This window comes from Listeria floridensis FSL S10-1187, assembly GCF_000525875.1.
Classification (GTDB): Bacteria; Bacillota; Bacilli; order Lactobacillales; family Listeriaceae; genus Listeria; species Listeria floridensis.
In genome coordinates this window covers 1-16,173 of record NZ_AODF01000014.1, presented here as the reverse complement: position 1 = coordinate 16,173, position 16,173 = coordinate 1, and the positions used below count along the sequence as shown (strand labels likewise).

The 16,173-nt window shown below is 40.8% G+C and carries 15 protein-coding genes, 1 pseudogene and 1 riboswitch; of the genes and pseudogenes, 5 read left to right on the top strand and 11 right to left on the bottom strand.

The genetic code is table 11. The features are described 5' to 3' along the window. Positions 1-78: 78 nt before the first annotated feature. A complete protein-coding gene (locus tag MFLO_RS06470) occupies positions 79-693 on the top strand; it encodes a CPBP family intramembrane glutamic endopeptidase (protein WP_036097160.1) in 615 nt (204 codons plus the stop codon). A 38-nt stretch (positions 694-731) separates the two neighbouring features. On the opposite strand, the gene MFLO_RS16790 is transcribed toward MFLO_RS06470, so the two are convergent. After that, on the bottom strand, positions 732-989 hold the full coding sequence (locus tag MFLO_RS16790) for an O-methyltransferase (protein ID WP_277619769.1): 258 nt from the start codon (positions 987-989) through the stop codon (positions 732-734). A gap of 32 nt (positions 990-1,021) precedes the next feature. Then, positions 1,022-1,402 carry an O-methyltransferase gene (locus tag MFLO_RS16785; protein WP_077913177.1) on the bottom strand — a complete coding sequence of 127 codons (381 nt, stop codon included), beginning with the start codon at positions 1,400-1,402 and terminating at the stop codon, positions 1,022-1,024. Between the two features lie 222 nt (positions 1,403-1,624). Between MFLO_RS16785 and MFLO_RS06460 the strand changes: the two genes are divergently transcribed. The 3 genes from MFLO_RS06460 (at position 1,625) to MFLO_RS06450 (ending at position 6,266) form a co-directional block, all read left to right on the top strand. Further along, a complete protein-coding gene (locus MFLO_RS06460) occupies positions 1,625-3,814 on the top strand; it encodes an ATP-dependent Clp protease ATP-binding subunit (protein ID WP_036097159.1) in 2,190 nt (729 codons plus the stop codon). 163 nt (positions 3,815-3,977) lie between these two features. Further along, positions 3,978-5,027: an acyltransferase family protein gene (locus tag MFLO_RS06455; RefSeq protein WP_036097158.1), complete on the top strand. Its 1,050-nt coding sequence runs from the start codon at positions 3,978-3,980 to the stop codon at positions 5,025-5,027. 87 nt (positions 5,028-5,114) lie between these two features. Then, positions 5,115-6,266 (top strand): VanZ family protein, encoded by a 1,152-nt coding sequence (locus tag MFLO_RS06450; RefSeq protein ID WP_036097157.1) that lies wholly within the window; start codon positions 5,115-5,117, stop codon positions 6,264-6,266. Between the two features lie 44 nt (positions 6,267-6,310). Here MFLO_RS06450 and MFLO_RS06445 read toward each other — a convergent pair whose 3' ends face one another. From MFLO_RS06445 to MFLO_RS06410, 9 genes and pseudogenes are all read right to left on the bottom strand, one after another. Next, complete coding sequence (locus MFLO_RS06445) at positions 6,311-7,636, bottom strand: TrkH family potassium uptake protein (RefSeq protein ID WP_036097254.1); 1,326 nt, start codon at positions 7,634-7,636, stop codon at positions 6,311-6,313. A 22-nt stretch (positions 7,637-7,658) separates the two neighbouring features. Continuing rightward, a pseudogene (locus MFLO_RS06440) lies at positions 7,659-8,463 on the bottom strand (TerC family protein). 98 nt (positions 8,464-8,561) lie between these two features. After that, the gene (locus MFLO_RS06435) at positions 8,562-9,329 is read right to left on the bottom strand and encodes a TerC family protein (RefSeq protein WP_036097156.1); all 768 of its coding nucleotides are present in this window, start codon (positions 9,327-9,329) and stop codon (positions 8,562-8,564) included. Between the two features lie 31 nt (positions 9,330-9,360). Then, positions 9,361-9,520, bottom strand: a riboswitch (yybP-ykoY riboswitch). A 60-nt stretch (positions 9,521-9,580) separates the two neighbouring features. After that, positions 9,581-10,366 (bottom strand): SDR family oxidoreductase, encoded by a 786-nt coding sequence (locus MFLO_RS06430; protein ID WP_036097154.1) that lies wholly within the window; start codon positions 10,364-10,366, stop codon positions 9,581-9,583. 123 nt (positions 10,367-10,489) lie between these two features. Further along, the gene (locus MFLO_RS16780; RefSeq protein WP_206538318.1) at positions 10,490-10,861 is read right to left on the bottom strand and encodes an amidase family protein; all 372 of its coding nucleotides are present in this window, start codon (positions 10,859-10,861) and stop codon (positions 10,490-10,492) included. A 25-nt stretch (positions 10,862-10,886) separates the two neighbouring features. Continuing rightward, positions 10,887-11,945, bottom strand: coding sequence for an amidase family protein (locus MFLO_RS06425; RefSeq protein WP_206538317.1), 1,059 nt, complete (start codon positions 11,943-11,945; stop codon positions 10,887-10,889). Between the two features lie 88 nt (positions 11,946-12,033). Further along, positions 12,034-13,605, bottom strand: a complete 1,572-nt coding sequence (locus MFLO_RS06420) for a peptide chain release factor 3 (protein WP_036097152.1) — start codon at positions 13,603-13,605, stop codon at positions 12,034-12,036. Between the two features lie 93 nt (positions 13,606-13,698). Continuing rightward, positions 13,699-14,169, bottom strand: a complete 471-nt coding sequence (locus MFLO_RS06415; protein WP_036097151.1) for a glutathione peroxidase — start codon at positions 14,167-14,169, stop codon at positions 13,699-13,701. A gap of 18 nt (positions 14,170-14,187) precedes the next feature. Next, complete coding sequence (locus MFLO_RS06410) at positions 14,188-15,240, bottom strand: M42 family metallopeptidase (RefSeq protein WP_036097149.1); 1,053 nt, start codon at positions 15,238-15,240, stop codon at positions 14,188-14,190. A 126-nt stretch (positions 15,241-15,366) separates the two neighbouring features. Between MFLO_RS06410 and MFLO_RS06405 the strand changes: the two genes are divergently transcribed. Next, positions 15,367-16,173, top strand: an 807-nt coding sequence (locus MFLO_RS06405; RefSeq protein ID WP_036097146.1) for an MFS transporter, incomplete at its 3' end; no start/stop codon positions are given.

The window sequence follows — 16,173 nt, the reverse complement described above, 5'->3', positions numbered from 1 at the left end:
ACAAAATAGGATTTTGTTGCCAAAAGTTCTCATTTCGATTAAAGTTATAGAAGTAGAAATAATTGAAGAGGTGTTAAAGTGTTTAGAAGCAGCAGGATTGATTTTAAATTAATTTTCGGGCTTATCTTAGCCGCAGGATTAATTTTTATTGCATTCAACTTTACCAAAAGTTTTTGGTACATGTATGGCGCGGCCATGCTTTTCTTACTTAGTTTTGGAATTTTCAACGTCAATTTAAACAAAGAATATTCCCTTTTTAAAGGACTCATTCCTGCCGTGTTTTCAGCAGTGATTCTCTATGTTGTATTTTACGTAGGTGCTTTTGTATTCAAATTCATGCCTTTTGGATTAAACAGCTCTGTTCATTCCGCTTTCAATAAATTTGCAACGGATAATTGGCTAATTTGGATACTTATGGCGATAGCGATTGTTCCAGGTGAAGAAATTTTCTGGCGCGGTTTCGTATTAAAACGCCTACTAGATTCCTATTCCACATGGTTCGCTGTTTTAGTAGCAACTATTTTGCCTACTCTAATGATGTGTTTTAGCGGAAATATTGCGCTTATTATTGGTATCTTTGTTGCTTCACTGTTTTGGAACTTACTGTATGTTTGGCGATCAAGTCTTTTAATGCTCTATTTATCACACTTTTTATTTGTCTTCATCTTACTTGCCGCTCTACCAATTTACTAAAAAAGCTTTTCCCGTGGGGGAAAAGCTTTTTTTTCTGTTCACCCTAAAACAATTGAAAGGCTGAATCCGTCAATGCCTTTAATGCCAATTGTCGAAATAGCAACGGATTCAAGTTTAGGATTCGAAGCAATTTTCTGTAAGTAGTGCTGAATGCCAAGAACTCGTTCATCGGAAGAAGCTTCATTCAGCACTTCTCCCTCACGAATAATGTTATCGGCAATAATCAAACTGCCAGGGCGCACGAGTTGCAAACTATAATCAAGATAAAGCGGATTATTCGCCTTGTCCGCATCAATAAAGATAAGATCAAACGGCGGAACCCCCTCTTCTATAAGAGCCGCATGGTATTCTTTGCTTGCCCAACGAGCAATTGAATTTTATTTCGATAAGGACTCGCCATGAAATTTTCTTCCGCCACACTTGCAGTATCCGGGTCAGATTCAAGCGTAACAACAGTGCCTCCTTCATCAGGAAGACTCTTTGCGAAAAACAATGTGCTGTATCCAGCTAATGTCCCAATTTCTAGGATTCGCCGCGCCCCGCTCAGTTTCGCAAGTAGATATAAAAACTGCCCTTGCGCTGGTGAAACTTCAATCGCCGGAAGTCCAGCTGCTTGGCTACGACGAACAGCATCAGTCAAGAAGTCTTCTTGTTTGACCAAAAGATTCATTAATTTCTCATCAAGCTCCACAAATTTGTCCAATCTCATCACATCCTCTTCTCTTTTTCAAGAAAAGTATAGCATTCAAATCCCATCAAATCACCCTTTTTCGCCTGTCGCTAACTTTTTTATAGTAAATAATAAAAAATATGAGTAAAAGACTTGAAAGTCAGAAAAGGTCAGTGTATAATGTAAACATAAGGTCAAAGATAGTCAAAGTCAAATTGATCTTTCGACACTTAATGGACTCTTAAAGGAGGAAATAAATATATGTTATGTCAAAACTGTAAACAAAATGAAGCTCGAATTCAATTATATATGAATGTAAATGGTCAGCGAGTAGAAATGCCGCTTTGCGAAAACTGCTATGCTGAACTTAAAAACCGCAACCAAATGAACTTGCAAGGCGGAGGATTTGGTTCCTCGCCGTTTGACGATTTTTTCCGTCAGTTAAACGGTGGCATGAATCAAAACTACGGTGCAAACGCAAATCAAAGTCGTGAAAGAAGAAGCCAAGTCGAAACCCAAGCACCTGGAAAAGGTGGAGGTTTGCTTGACGAATTTGGCACAAACTTAACCGACCTCGCTAAAGCTAACAAATTAGACCCCGTTATTGGTCGTGAAGAAGAAATCAAACGAACTATTGAAATTCTAAATCGCCGAAACAAAAACAATCCTGTTTTAATCGGTGAACCAGGGGTTGGTAAAACAGCAGTTGTCGAAGGACTTGCCTCTGCGATTGTAGATGGAAAAGTTCCAAATAAACTGTTAAACAAAGAAGTTATTTTGCTTGATGTTGCGTCACTTGTATCTGGAACAGGAATCCGCGGTCAGTTTGAAGAACGAATGAAGCAATTAATCCAAGAACTTTCTGAACGTGAAAATACGATTCTGTTTATCGATGAAGTGCACAGCATTGTTGGTGCCGGTTCTGCCGAAGGTTCGATGGACGCTGGGAACATTTTGAAACCTGCTCTTGCTCGAGGCGAACTGCAAATGATCGGAGCTACAACTTTAAATGAGTATCGGAAAATTGAAAAGGATGCTGCTCTTGAACGGCGTTTCCAACCTGTAACAGTGGCTGAACCTTCTAAAGAAGCAACGATGACCATCCTTGAGGGACTTAAAGACCGCTATCAAGATTTCCATGAAGTCGTATATTCAGAAGAAAGCTTGAAAGCTGCGATTGATTTAAGTTCACGTTACATTCAAGATCGGAATTTGCCGGATAAAGCTATCGACTTGATGGATGAAGTCGGTTCAAAATACAATCTTAAGATTGAACGTATGGATGAAAAAATGGTAGCTGAACGACTTGAGCGTCTAGAACAAGAAAAAGATGTTGCCCTATCAAATGAAGACTATGAAAAAGCAGCAACCGTTCGGGATGAAATCACCCGTCTTAACGAAGGCAAAACACAAACTGGTATCTCAGAACGCCCTGTCATCCAAGCTTCGGATATCCAAGTCTTAATTGAAGAAAGAACGGGTATCCCTGTTGGTCGTCTTGAACAAGATGAACAATCGAAAATGAAAGATTTAGAAGCTCACTTAAATGAGAAAGTGATTGGTCAAAAAGAAGCTGTCAAAAAAGTAGCTAAAGCGATACGGCGCAGCCGCGTTGGTTTGAAAGTCAAAAATCGGCCAATCGGGTCCTTCTTATTTGTTGGTCCAACTGGGGTTGGTAAAACGGAACTTGGAAAAACGCTTGCAAATGAGTTGTTTGGCTCTGAAGATGCGATGATTCGTCTCGATATGTCGGAGTTCATGGAAAAACACAGTGTATCAAAACTTATCGGTTCGCCTCCAGGCTATGTTGGTCACGAGGAAGCTGGTCAGCTCACTGAAAAAGTGCGTCGCAACCCTTATAGCATCATCTTACTTGATGAAATGGAAAAAGCGCATCCCGATGTTCAGCATATTTTCTTACAAATTCTCGAAGACGGACGTTTGACGGATTCGCAAGGACGAACAGTCAGCTTTAAAGATACGGTCATTATTATGACAAGTAACGCTGGAACTGGCACTCGCGAAGCTTCAGTCGGTTTCAATACTTCAAGCGATATCGAAAAACTTGAAAAAAGTTCGGATCTCTTGAGCCGGCTTGGTTATTACTTCAAACCAGAATTTTTAAATCGGCTTGACAACGTAATTGAATTTAACAGCCTTGAAAAAGCTGATTTGATTCAAATTGTTGATTTAATGATTGGCGATTTGAACAAAATGTTGCAAGAAAACGGTATGCATATCGAAGTTTCAGATGAAGTGAAAGCAAAACTGATTGACCTCGGTTACGATGCTGAGTTCGGTGCCCGCCCACTTAGAAGAACTATCCAAGAACATCTTGAAGATGAAATTGCAGATGTTTTGATTGATACAAACGAAGCAGCAAACTTAACTGCAACACTTTCAGAAGACGGCAAAATTCAAGTTGCTGTTTGTGAAACTGTCGCTAAATAATAGTTTTAAAAGCACGCGCGAAAAATTCGCGCGTGCTTTTTTTTACGTTCTTGACAAGTTGTTCATTGTTTCGTCACGGGATTGTCGGTTTATTGTTACTTTTTTATGTGAAAATAAAAAGTAAGCACCGGCTTTATAAATCTAGAAATGTGTGGTGAAAAAAATGGCGGAAACGAAAACTGTGAAAGCGCGTGATTATTATTTCGATAATGCCAAGTTTATCCTAATTTTCCTTGTTGTGTTTGGACATTTGATGCAGCCATTTGTTGCTGATTATGACAGCGTGCATATTTTATACATTTTTATCTATACTTTTCATATGCCTGCATTTATTTTAATTTCAGGCTACTTTGCAAAGGGATTTCGAAAGTCAGGTTATCTCAAAAAAACACTTAAAAAATTAATTTTGCCTTATCTCCTCTTTCAACTAATTTACTCTATCTTCTACTACTTCTTACTAAGCGAAAGCAGTTATTCGCTCACTTTTCTTGATCCAGAATGGTCGCTTTGGTTTTTACTCAGTTTATTTTTCTGGAATCTAATGCTTCTCGGCTTTGCTCGTTTAAAACCAGCATTTGCACTCGGAATTGCGTTTCTATTCGGTCTGGTTGCAGGCTATTTCGATGGTATTGACGGATTTTTAAGTTTGTCACGTACTTTTGTCTTTTTCCCTTTCTTCCTTGCAGGCTTTTTCCTTGAGAAAAAACATTTTCAACTTGCACAAAAACATATAGCAAAGTGGCTCGGTGTAGCCATCTTTCTCTTAATTTTGACATTCATTATCATCAGCCCCGATCTTAATGAAAATTGGTTTTTAGGGTCAAAGCCTTATGCCGATTTCGTTGATATCAAAACACTTGGACTTGTTATCCGAATGCTGATTTATTTAATCAGCTTTGCTGCAGTTGCTGCATTCTTCACGCTCGTTCCTAAGCGGCGTTTCTTTTTTACCAGCTGGGGCAAAAATACTCTCTATGTTTATTTACTCCATGGTTTTTTTATCAAGACTCTGCGAGAATCAGGAATGGCAGATACCCGTTATACATTAGAAACCTTTTTGATCCTGCTGGCAATTTCATTTGGCTTAACTGCTGTTTTATCTAGCAAATTTGTAACCACAGCTGTTCAGCCAGTTGTCGAACTCAAAGTAAATAAATTAAAAACAGTTTTTTTACGCAATAAAGAAAGACGTTTGTCTCATGGAAGCTATTAACAATGGAAAAATGAAACAATCTACGTTAAAATGAAATTTGCTGCCAAACTTGGCAGCAAATTCTTACATAAGGAGGAGCTTGCACAAATGTCCAGTTATTTAGTTCCCATCAAAGCGGCCTTATTTACCTTCCCTTTTCTAGCTATTCTTTTAACTATTCCATTTGCAATCTATTCTTACCGGAAATTTGGAAGTATCACTTTTATGCGTGTTTTCGTTATTTTTACATTTATTTTTTACTTAATGGCCGCTTTCTTCATGACTGTTTTACCGCTTCCAGAAATTAACGAAGTAGCAAAAACAGTAGCTCCATCTCCGCAGTTAATTCCCTTTACATTCATTCGTGAATTTATAAATCAAACTGTGCTTGTAATCAGCCAACCTGCTACATATTTGCCAGCACTTACACAAGATGTTGTCATTCAACCGGTTTTTAATATTTTCTTATTACTCCCGCTTGGCGTTTATTTACGTTATTACTTCCGGTTTCCTTTCTGGAAAACTGCGCTGATTGCCTTTTTCACTTCGCTCTTTTTCGAACTGACGCAGCTGACAGGAATTTACGGTATCTATCCGCATGCTTATCGCCTGTTTGATGTAGATGACTTAATGCTTAATACGGCTGGCGGAATGCTTGGATTTGCTTTGGCTCCGCTATTCACATTTTTCTTACCGTCACGCGAAACGATGGATTCAAGCAGTACAGCAAAAAGTGAACGAGTCGGCTACTTGCGGCGCTTTCTTGCATTTTTGATCGACTGGTTCTTGATCGATACTATCGGACGAATTCTTTTGTGGATAAATATTGTCCCAAGTAAAGCGATTCTCGGCTATACTAGTCAATCCTATGAGCGCATTTTATTCGATTTCATCGCTGTCTTTTTATACTTTATCGTACTTCAAACGCTCACAAACGGACTCACACTTGGAAAATGGCTTGTACGTATCCGCATTATCAATACAACGCATACACGAATCAATTTCAGACAGTTGTTTGGCCGTTATGCCCTGCTCTACTATGTGACAGGCGGGCTAATTATGGTTCCGCTTAATCAACAAGTTCAAGCCACCGCCACTACGCAAATCAATTTGATTTTGATTGTCACTTCACTTGCAGTCTTATTCCTTTTCGGTCTTCATTTGCTGATTAATCTTTTTAGAAAAGATAAGCGGTTATTTTATGAAAAAATGAGTCATACACTAACCATAAGTACATTTAAATCAAAAAAACAAGACTAAAAAAGAGAGGTGCCAAATGGCGCCTCTCTTTTTTTAGCCTACTCTCATCCTGTAATAATTTTTTCTTTTGGTAAGCGAATAGCGTTCTTGGGTTCATTTTTATTCCGTAAGCTGAGCATTGAATACATGATTCCCACTCGGCCAATAAACATCAGCGTGATGATAATCAGTTTGCCAGTAACACTAAGATTTGGTGTTAGGCCTAAGGAAAGTCCGCATGTTCCAAAGGCAGAAAAAACTTCGAAAATGATTTCTATTAACGTCGCTTGCTCAGTTTGTGCCAGAATAATAATGGAAGCAAAACAAAGGATCCCAGCAAACAAAGTAACAGCGAGCGATTTCCGTACGTCTTCTTGGTAAAGTTCGCGTCCAAACACATAAATGTGATTACGTCCGCGAATGACGGAAATTAAAAACAAAATGACTATGGCAAATGTGGTTGTCCGAATACCGCCGCCGACAGAACTTGGCGAAGCCCCGATAAACATTAAAAATGAAACTACAAGCAAAGTTGGAATGGTAAGTGCCCCGCTGTCGATCGTCTGAAGTCCTGCACTTCTTGAAGTGGCTGAAAGGAACATAGAGTTGAAAAATCCTTGATCAAGCGACGCATTTTTAAAGAAATGGTTGAACTCCATCAGCCAAATGATAAGTCCGCCAGCAATCAGCAAGACAATATATGTCACGGTTGTCACTTTCACGAACAGTGAAAAACGAAACGGATACAACGAATTCTTTTCAAATAAAAAACGGCGCGTTTCCAGTAAAACAGGAAAGCCAATTCCACCTGCAACGATCAGTAAAATCGCAATAAACTGAACAAAATAATCATTTGCAAATGGCATAAGCGAGTTCCCGGTAATATCGACGCCGGCATTGGTGACGAGTGAAACAGAATTGTAAATCCCTTGGAACATCGCTTCGCCGAACGTTGGATAAAACGGTATAAAATAAAGCCCGAGAACAAGTGCCCCAACAGCTTCAATTCCGAAAATTAAAAACAAAATTTCACGAAGCATTCGCACCATTCCACTCATAGAATATTGATTCGTATCCGTCATGATTAGCTGACGCTGTTTCAAACCAATTTTACGACGCAGAATTAAATAGAAAAATGTACTGAGCATCATTACGCCTAAACCACCAAGTTGAAAAATGCCCATCAAAATCCAGATACCTGCTGTACTATATGCTTGACCCACATCAACAGTGGCCAGTCCCGTTACGCTGACAGAACTCGCAGCTAAAAACAGCGTATCAATGAAAGACACATGAACGCCTGGTTTTTGAGTAAACGGTAAACTTAATAAAATTGTCGAAATAGTCACCGCAAAAAAATAATAGGCGATGATAATCTGAACCGGCGTCATTCGCGATAAAATGATACGGATCTTATTTCGAATCGTTTTGTTTTCGAGATAAAGCCTCTTTCTTCTGAGTCTTTTCTTTTCTTCTTGCAATGACATAACCACCTAAACCAATTATTATCATAACCGACCAAAAAACAACTTTCCATCCCATAGTTTCAGGAAAATGCTCCTCTAAAATGCCGACAGCAGGATGCGCTAATGTATAGACAGCAAGTTTCACACCAACCCAGCCGACAATTAAAAAAGGCTGCTGTTTCAAGAGTAGGATAGCGTTCTAAAAGTTTAACAACTTGTGTTGCGGCAAAACGGATGACAATCAAACCTGCAAGTCCCCCGAGGAACATCACAATAAACTGTCCGCCGTTCATTCCACCGATGTTAAAATTGCCAAAATCCGGAAGTGTCATCGCAAGTGCGGCGGCAGCAAGCATCGAATCCAGTGCAAATGCAATATCCGTCAGTTCAACTCGAAAAACAGTTCCCCAAAAAGAAGCCGGTTTTCCAGTCTTACTTTCTATATCTTGCTCATTTTCTTTTTTACCACGTTTTAAATCCACAATATGTTTAATGGATAAATATAGTAAATAAAGTGCTCCGATTGCTTGGATTTCCCAGATTTTCACTAAAAATGAAATCAAAAATAACGCGATAAAACGAAAAACAAAGGCACCAAGCAAACCATAAAATAATGCTTTACGCTGCTTATCATGCGGCAGGCCTTTTACGATAACAGCCATAACAACCGCATTGTCGGCTGAAAGAACACCTTCAAGGGCAACGAGTACGACAAATACCCATGCATATTCCGCTAAAATTGAGATGTCCAACTGACTTCACCAACATTTCTATGTAAATTTAAGAAGGCAGTACAATTTCGTACATACCTTCTCATTTTATACCCTTTGACTCAACTTGTTAAGCTTTTTTATGAAGTTTGTTCTACTTTTTTCTTTTGACGTACCGAAACAATCCATCCCCACAGGATAATTAAGATCATCACTCCCCAGAATGTCAATTTCCAAACTTTGGACTCTGGGAAAGCATGCGGGATAATAGCCAGGCTTGGATGCGAAAGGGTGTAGACGACAAGTTTTACTCCGACCCAACCGACAATTAAGAATGCCGCAGTTTCAAGTGATGGATAATTTTTCAGCAACTTGACAAATTGTGTGGCTGCAAAGCGAATAATGATTAGTCCGACTAAGCCTCCAAGGAACATCACGATGAACTGACCGGTATCAATTCCACCAATATGACCCCACCCCGTTTTTGGCAACGTAATAGCGAGAGCAACGGCCGCAAGCATCGAATCAATCGCAAAAGCGATGTCCGCGATTTCTACTTTTAAAACGGTCATCCAAAAACCAGCACCGCTTTTTTTCTTTTCTTCATCCGTCTTATCTGATCCTTTAGCATGTTTAACAATGTGACTGATAGCAATATAAAGCAGGTAAAGCGCTCCAAGAGCTTGAACTTGCCAAACATTTGCCAGAAACGAGATTAAAAAGAGCGCTGCGAAACGGAACACAAATGCCCCAAGCAGTCCGTAAAACAAAGCTTTCTTTTGCTGCTTTTCCGGTAAATGTTTTACCATCACCGCCATAACAACAGCGTTATCAGCGGCAAGTATTCCCTCGAGACCAATAAGAACGAGTAGCACCCAGCCATATTCTAAAAGCATTGCCGTATCCAATAAAAATTCCTCCTTCAATTTTACCTTTTGAGCAGTGCGAGTAAGAATAAAAAAAGCGAGACCTTACCCGGTATCGGGCAAAGGTCTCGCTGACATTGTGACATGTTAATAAAACCGATGGATTCAAAGCTCCATGTAATGACGATTTTATCCCGGCAATTAAGCCAGTGCTACTCCCCTTTGACATCTGTCAAAAAGATATTCATTTTTATAAAAATAATCATAGCATGCTACTTTAACGAAGTCAATCTTTAATATTTGAAAGATTGTCCACCGTCAATTGGAACAACTGCCCCATTGATAAAGGTTGCCTTATCTGATAATAAGAACGATACAAGATAAGCCACTTCTTGCGGACGACCGAAACGTTTCATCGGATTCACACTGACAAATTCTTTTCCAGCAGCTTCCCAGTTTTCGCCCCCCATTTGACGAAGTGAATTTTCAACCATCGGTGTCATAATCGCACCAGGTGCGATTGCGTTGATACTGATACCGAACTGACCATATTCTACACCGGAATTACGCGTTAGGCCGATTACACCGTGCTTACTTGCTGCATAGCCGGACTGATTGCCGACGCCTCGCGTTCCACCAACAGAAGCCGTATTTACAACTTGCCCAAAGCCTTGTTCACGCATGACTTTAAGCACATATTTAAGACCATAGAATACACCGTCAAGATTGACATCGATTACTTTCTTAAATTCGTCGATACCGTAATCTTGTGTCAAATCTTGTTTGCCTTCCATTCCTGCATTATTAAAGAAACCATCAATTTGGTTGAATTTTTCTACTGTTTTCGTTACATAATTTTCGACTTGTTCTGCTTTTGAAACATCTGCTGCAAGAGTAAGTATATCCGCTTCAGGATTCTCCTTGCGAATTTGTTCAGCAGTTTCTAAAAGAGCAGCCTCGTTTAAATCAACTAAACTAAGCGAAGCCCCTTGCTTCCCAAGTTCAATTGCGGTTGCTTGACCAAGACCAGAACCTGCCCCAGTAATTAAAATTGTTTTCCCTTCAAAATCTTTTGTCATATCATTTCCTCCTCAATCTAAGATAGCGCTTACTATTTAAGCTTAACACACTTGTCTAACTATTTCCCCCTGTTTTGCTTAAAAAAGTAAAAAAAATATCAGAATAGGCTCTTTAAAATTTACTCATCTAAACGGCGTTGGTAATTGAAATAGCTCTTTTTTTTCAAACTGCTTTCCAATTTCGAACAGTAAGTCTTCTCGTCCTTTCGAAGCCATAAACTGAATGCCAAGCGGGAGACCTTCAGTTGTCACATAAGTTGGAAGCAGAATAGCTGGCTGTCCCGTTAAATTCGCGAGCTGAGTATAGGGAGTCATTACAAAGCTCTTCTCAAACATTTCGTAAATCAAGTCTGCTAGTTCCAACTCAGAAAGCTCCGCAGCAACTCGTAGTCGCGTATAAATTAGATCACTTTGCAGCTTCTGATCAACCCGCGGTGCTGGATGAGCTACTGTTGGTGTTAAAAATAAATCATATTCTTCAAACAGCTTTTCCATTTGTGCAGCTACATTGTCCCAATAATTAAGCGCAGAAATATATTTTTTTTACAGAAATTTGTTCTCCATATTGATAAAGCCCCCATGTCATCGGTTCCATATCCTCGTGCGTCAAATCCCGTTTCAACTCTTGCTTTATGCCTTCAAACATTGCTGCTGTTTCTGCTCCATTCATCAAATAATAGCTCTTAATCAGTTCAAGACCATTAAAAGGATAGCTAACTAAATGAACATTATGTCCCATCTGCTCAAGTTCCGTAACAGCATTCATCACTGCTTGCTTCGCTTCCTTCGAGACAATAGATTGAATCGGTGAATCCGTCAAATAAGCAATCCGCAACGAACGTTTCACATCATGACTTTCCCATTCAGCGCGAGGCGGATGATACGGGGATGCTAAATCGTTGCCGCGTATTGCATAAAATAATTTTTCTGTATCGCGCATTGAAATCGTAAGCGCAAAATCAATTGCCGCCCCTTGCCAGCCGCGATAGCCGTTTGGTCCGGTTGGCATCGCACCCCGCGTCGGCTTCAACCCAATTAATCCGCTGAAAGCTGCTGGGATACGAATCGAACCGCCGCCGTCGCTTGCTCCAGCAATTGGAAACAAACCGCTCGCGACAGCTGCTGCCGCTCCTCCGCTTGAGCCGCCGGGAGTATGCGCTAAATTCCAAGGATTTCTTGCCGGCCCGTACAACACTGGATCGGTGATATTTTTAAACCCAAATTCCGGTGCATTCGTTTGACCAACCGGAATAAAGCCCGCACGTTCAAGTTTTGCCGTAAAGTTTGATGTCCGTGATGCCCGCAACTCTCTAAAAAGCCTTGAGCCAAATGTTTTCTTCCAGCCCGCCTTTTCCTGACCGAGCATTTTGAGCGGAATTGGCAGACCCGAAAACGGTTCTGAATCAAGAATTGTATGTTGTTCAGCTGCTTTTAATGCTGCGTCAAAATCCCATTCTACAAGTGCATTCAGTTCTGGATTCAATTTCTGTACGTGTCGGTCTAATTCCATATAATATTCCGGTAAACTTACGGTTTTATTTTTAAACTGTTCTACCCAATAGGTTGCATCCTTGATCATAAACGGCTACACTCCTTGTCGTTTCATATTTACTTCTTCAAGTATAGCATAAAAAAACCGCGCTTCCGTTCAAAGCGCGGTTTTACATTTATAATAAAGCTGTAAGTCCAATATCTGGATTTTTATCACGGAACCAGTTAATCGCAAATTCATTTTCAAACAAGAACAGCGGTTGATCGAAACGATCCTTCACGAGCATGCTTCGTGCTGTCGATAGTTTTTCGTCTACATCTTCCTCGCGAATCCACCGTGCAATTTTCTTGCCAATTGGCTCCATGATAATTTCCGAATTATATTCATTTCGCATCCGATGCTCAAACACTTCAAATTGCAACTGTCCAACCGCACCGATAATATAATCTTCCATCCGCCATGTTTTAAAGAGCTGAATCGCGCCTTCTTGCACAAGCTGCTCCACACCTTTATGGAAATGCTTTTGCTTCATAACATTCTTCGCGGATACTTTCATAAAAAGCTCGGGTGTAAATTGAGGTAGTTTCGGAAACGCCAACGTCTTGCTGCCGCTCGAAATCGTGTCACCAATTTGATAATTCCCTGTATCATACAGCCCGATAATATCTCCTGCAACCGCACGTGTCACATTTTCACGATCGTCTGCCATAAACTGCGTGGAGTTTGCCAGTTTCATTTGCTTACCCGTTCGCGTCAGCGTCACACCGATACCACGTTCAAATTCGCCAGAACAAATCCGAACAAACGCAATTCGGTCACGATGAGCTGGATTCATATTGGCTTGAATCTTGAAGATAAAGCCGCTGAAATTAGGATTTTCTGGTAGCAGTTCGCCGTCGCTCGTTTCATGAGCTGAAGGAGCCGGTGCAAATTCGACAAACGTTTTCAGGAAAGTTTCAACGCCAAAATTGGTTAGTGCACTTCCAAAAAAGACAGGTGTTAAATCGCCCGAAGCAACCCGTTCACGGCTAAATTCATTGCCCGCTTCATCAAGTAGCATGATTTCTTCAAGGGCTTGCGTATAGTAGCTCGAATTTTGAATCGGATGTGCCTCCTTCAAGTCGCCGTCTTCGCCAAGCGGTAGGAAAACATCTTCTCCATCTGTTACTCGGTGACGCTCAACAACGTGATGATAACGGTCATAAAGACCCGCAAGCTCTTTTCCCATCCCGATCGGCCAGTTCATCGGATACGATTCGATCCCAAGCACTTCTTCCAGTTCTGAAAGCAGTTCAAGTGGCATCTTACCCTCACGATCCATTTTATTCATAAACGTAAAAATCGGAATACCACGCATCCGACAAACTTTAAACAGTTTAATCGTTTGCGCTTCAATCCCCTTCGCCGAATCAATGACCATCACAGCAGCATCCACTGCCATAAGCGTCCTATACGTATCTTCACTGAAATCCGAGTGCCCCGGTGTATCCAAAATATTAATCCGAAAACCGTCATAATCAAATTGCATCACCGAACTCGTCACTGAAATCCCGCGCTGTTTCTCAATTTCCATCCAGTCACTCGTGGCGTACTTTCCAGTTTTCTTTCCCTTTACGGTCCCTGCTTGACGAATTGCTCCGCCAAAAAGCAGAAGCTGCTCCGTCATTGTCGTTTTCCCAGCATCCGGGTGGGAAATGATTGCAAACGTCTTTCGCGTCGCCACTTCTTTTTGCAAATCCTGACTCATCTTTCCAATTCCTCCTCGGGTTTCTTCACATTTCATTAGTATATCATACCTACCCGCAAAAAAATACGGCTAAGTAAATCAGCCGTATTTCCGTTAAACCCCAAGCGCAGCCTTGATATTTTCTTCAATCGCTTCCGGTTTTGTCTTCGAAGAAAAACGTTCAATAATTTCGCCGTCCGGTCCAATTAAAAACTTGGCGAAATTCCATTCGATTTTCTTTCCGCCCGTTTCATCCACCAAATACTTATAAAGTGGATCAGCATCTTTCCCCTTCACCTTAATCTTTTCGAACATTTGGAAAGTAACCCCGTAGTTAAGCTGACAAAATTCCATGATTTCCTCATTGCTACCTGGGTCCTGCCTTAAAAATTGATTGCAAGGAAAACCAAGAATCTCAAATCCATCTTTCTGATATGTTTCATAAAGCTTTTCAAGTCCTTCTAGTTGCGGTGTAAGGCCACATTTACTCGCCGTATTGACAATCAAAACCACCTTGCCTTGATAACTGCTAAGCGGAATCAAGGCACCATTCATTGCAGTTTCCGTAAAATCATGTACATTCATTTCCTTCACCTCCAGATTTTATTCCACCATTTCCGAGAAGAGATAATGATAAAGCAGTTTTTCCGTATGATAAAGCGAATCGCGATGTGTTCGTTCGTAAGCATGACTGGAATCAATTCCTGCACCAAGAAGACCGTGGATAATATCATTACCCGCACGAATTGCTGCACTTGCATCCGAACTGTAATACGGATAAATATCCACCTTGTAATCTATTCCGTTTTGCTCAGCTAGCTGCACCAAATGTTTTCTTAGCCCATAATGATACGGACCAGAACCGTCTTTTGCACAGATCGAAACCGTGTATTCATCAGATTCCTGCCCATCGCCAAGTGCCCCCATATCAACCGCTAAGTATTCCACGGTTTCTTTTGGAATATTTGAATTCCCACCATAACCGATTTCTTCATTATTAGAAATTAAAAAGTGCGTCACATATGGCAGTTCAAGCTTTTCCTTTTGGATATGCACTAAAAGCCGAAGTAGCATCCCAACACTTGCCTTATCATCCAAGTGGCGCGACTTGATAAATTCGTCAGCTATAATTTCGGTGCGCGGATCAAACGAAACAAAATCGCCAACGCGAATCCCTAGCTTTTTCACATCCTCCGCAGTTCGCACTTTCGCATCAACACGCACTTCCATGTTACGCTCATTGCGCTCAGCCGTAGCAGCATCCTTGTATACATGCACCGACGTTTGGTGCATCAAAATTGTGCCGGAAAAAGTCTTGCCGGAACTTGTTTCAATCGTGCAGTATTCCCCTTCAATCGCATTAAAACGGAATCCGCCGATCAAAGAGAGAAGTAATCTCCCATCCGCTTTAATTTCCTTTACCATCGCCCCAAGTGTATCCACGTGCGCCGTAAGCATGCGCTGCTTATCATGCTTTTTCCCAGGGAGAGTCGCAATTAAGCCGCCTTTATGATTTTTAGTGTAGCTCACACCGATTTTATCAAGAAAAGTACCAATTTTAGCGATAATCACCGCAGTATTTCCAGTTGGACTTGGAACTTCAGTCAGTTCTTTAATCAGTTGCATTGTTTTAGCAGTATTCGGTTCATAAGTCATCGTGTAGCCTCCTTTATTCTTTTATTATAGACAAAAAGATTAAAAAAGACACAAAATTTGAATTAGCCTGCAAAAGTTCACAATTTTATGCTATAATCTCTTGAGATACAAAGGGAGGTAAACATTTTGGAAGAAACAAAAGTAAAAGCCGTCACCCTTGCCGTTTTCGTGGCGACTTTTATGGCAGCGATTGAAGGAACTATTGTCAGCACCGCCATTCCGACGATCGTGAGTCAATTAAACGGAATTGAACTGATGAATTGGATTTTCTCAGTTTATCTACTTACTTCTGCCGTTACCGTGCCGATTTACGGTAAATTATCGGATGTTTACGGACGAAAAATCATTTTTGTAATGGCTACGCTTATTTTCATTCTCGGTTCCATACTTTCAGGATTCGCTCAAAATATGGAACAACTGATTCTTTTCCGCGCCATACAAGGCATTGGCGCCGGCGGGATTTTACCTTCGACGATGACCATCATCGCTGACATCTACCCATTTGAAAAACGCGCACGCGTACTTGGATTCATGGGATCAGCTTGGGGAATCGCGGGTGTATTCGGACCGCTTCTTGGCGGCTTCCTCGTTGACCAGCTGAGCTGGCATTGGATCTTCTTTATCAACGTCCCAGTTGGTATCCTAACGATCATTTTAATTTGGATGTATTTAAAAGAGGACGTTGCAAGACAAAAACTGCCGATTGACTATTTAGGTGCAAGCTTATTCACCGTTGCTTTACTTGCCTTACTATTCGGTTTACAGCGTGCTGGTGAAACACTCAACTGGACAGAACCGCTCGTACTCGGCTTATTCGGAATTGCAATTTTGTTGTTCATTCTATTTTACTTTGCTGAAAAACGTGCAAAAGACCCAATTATGCCATTTGTTCTCTTTAAAAACCCCGTGGTATTAATGGGAAATTTAATCGGC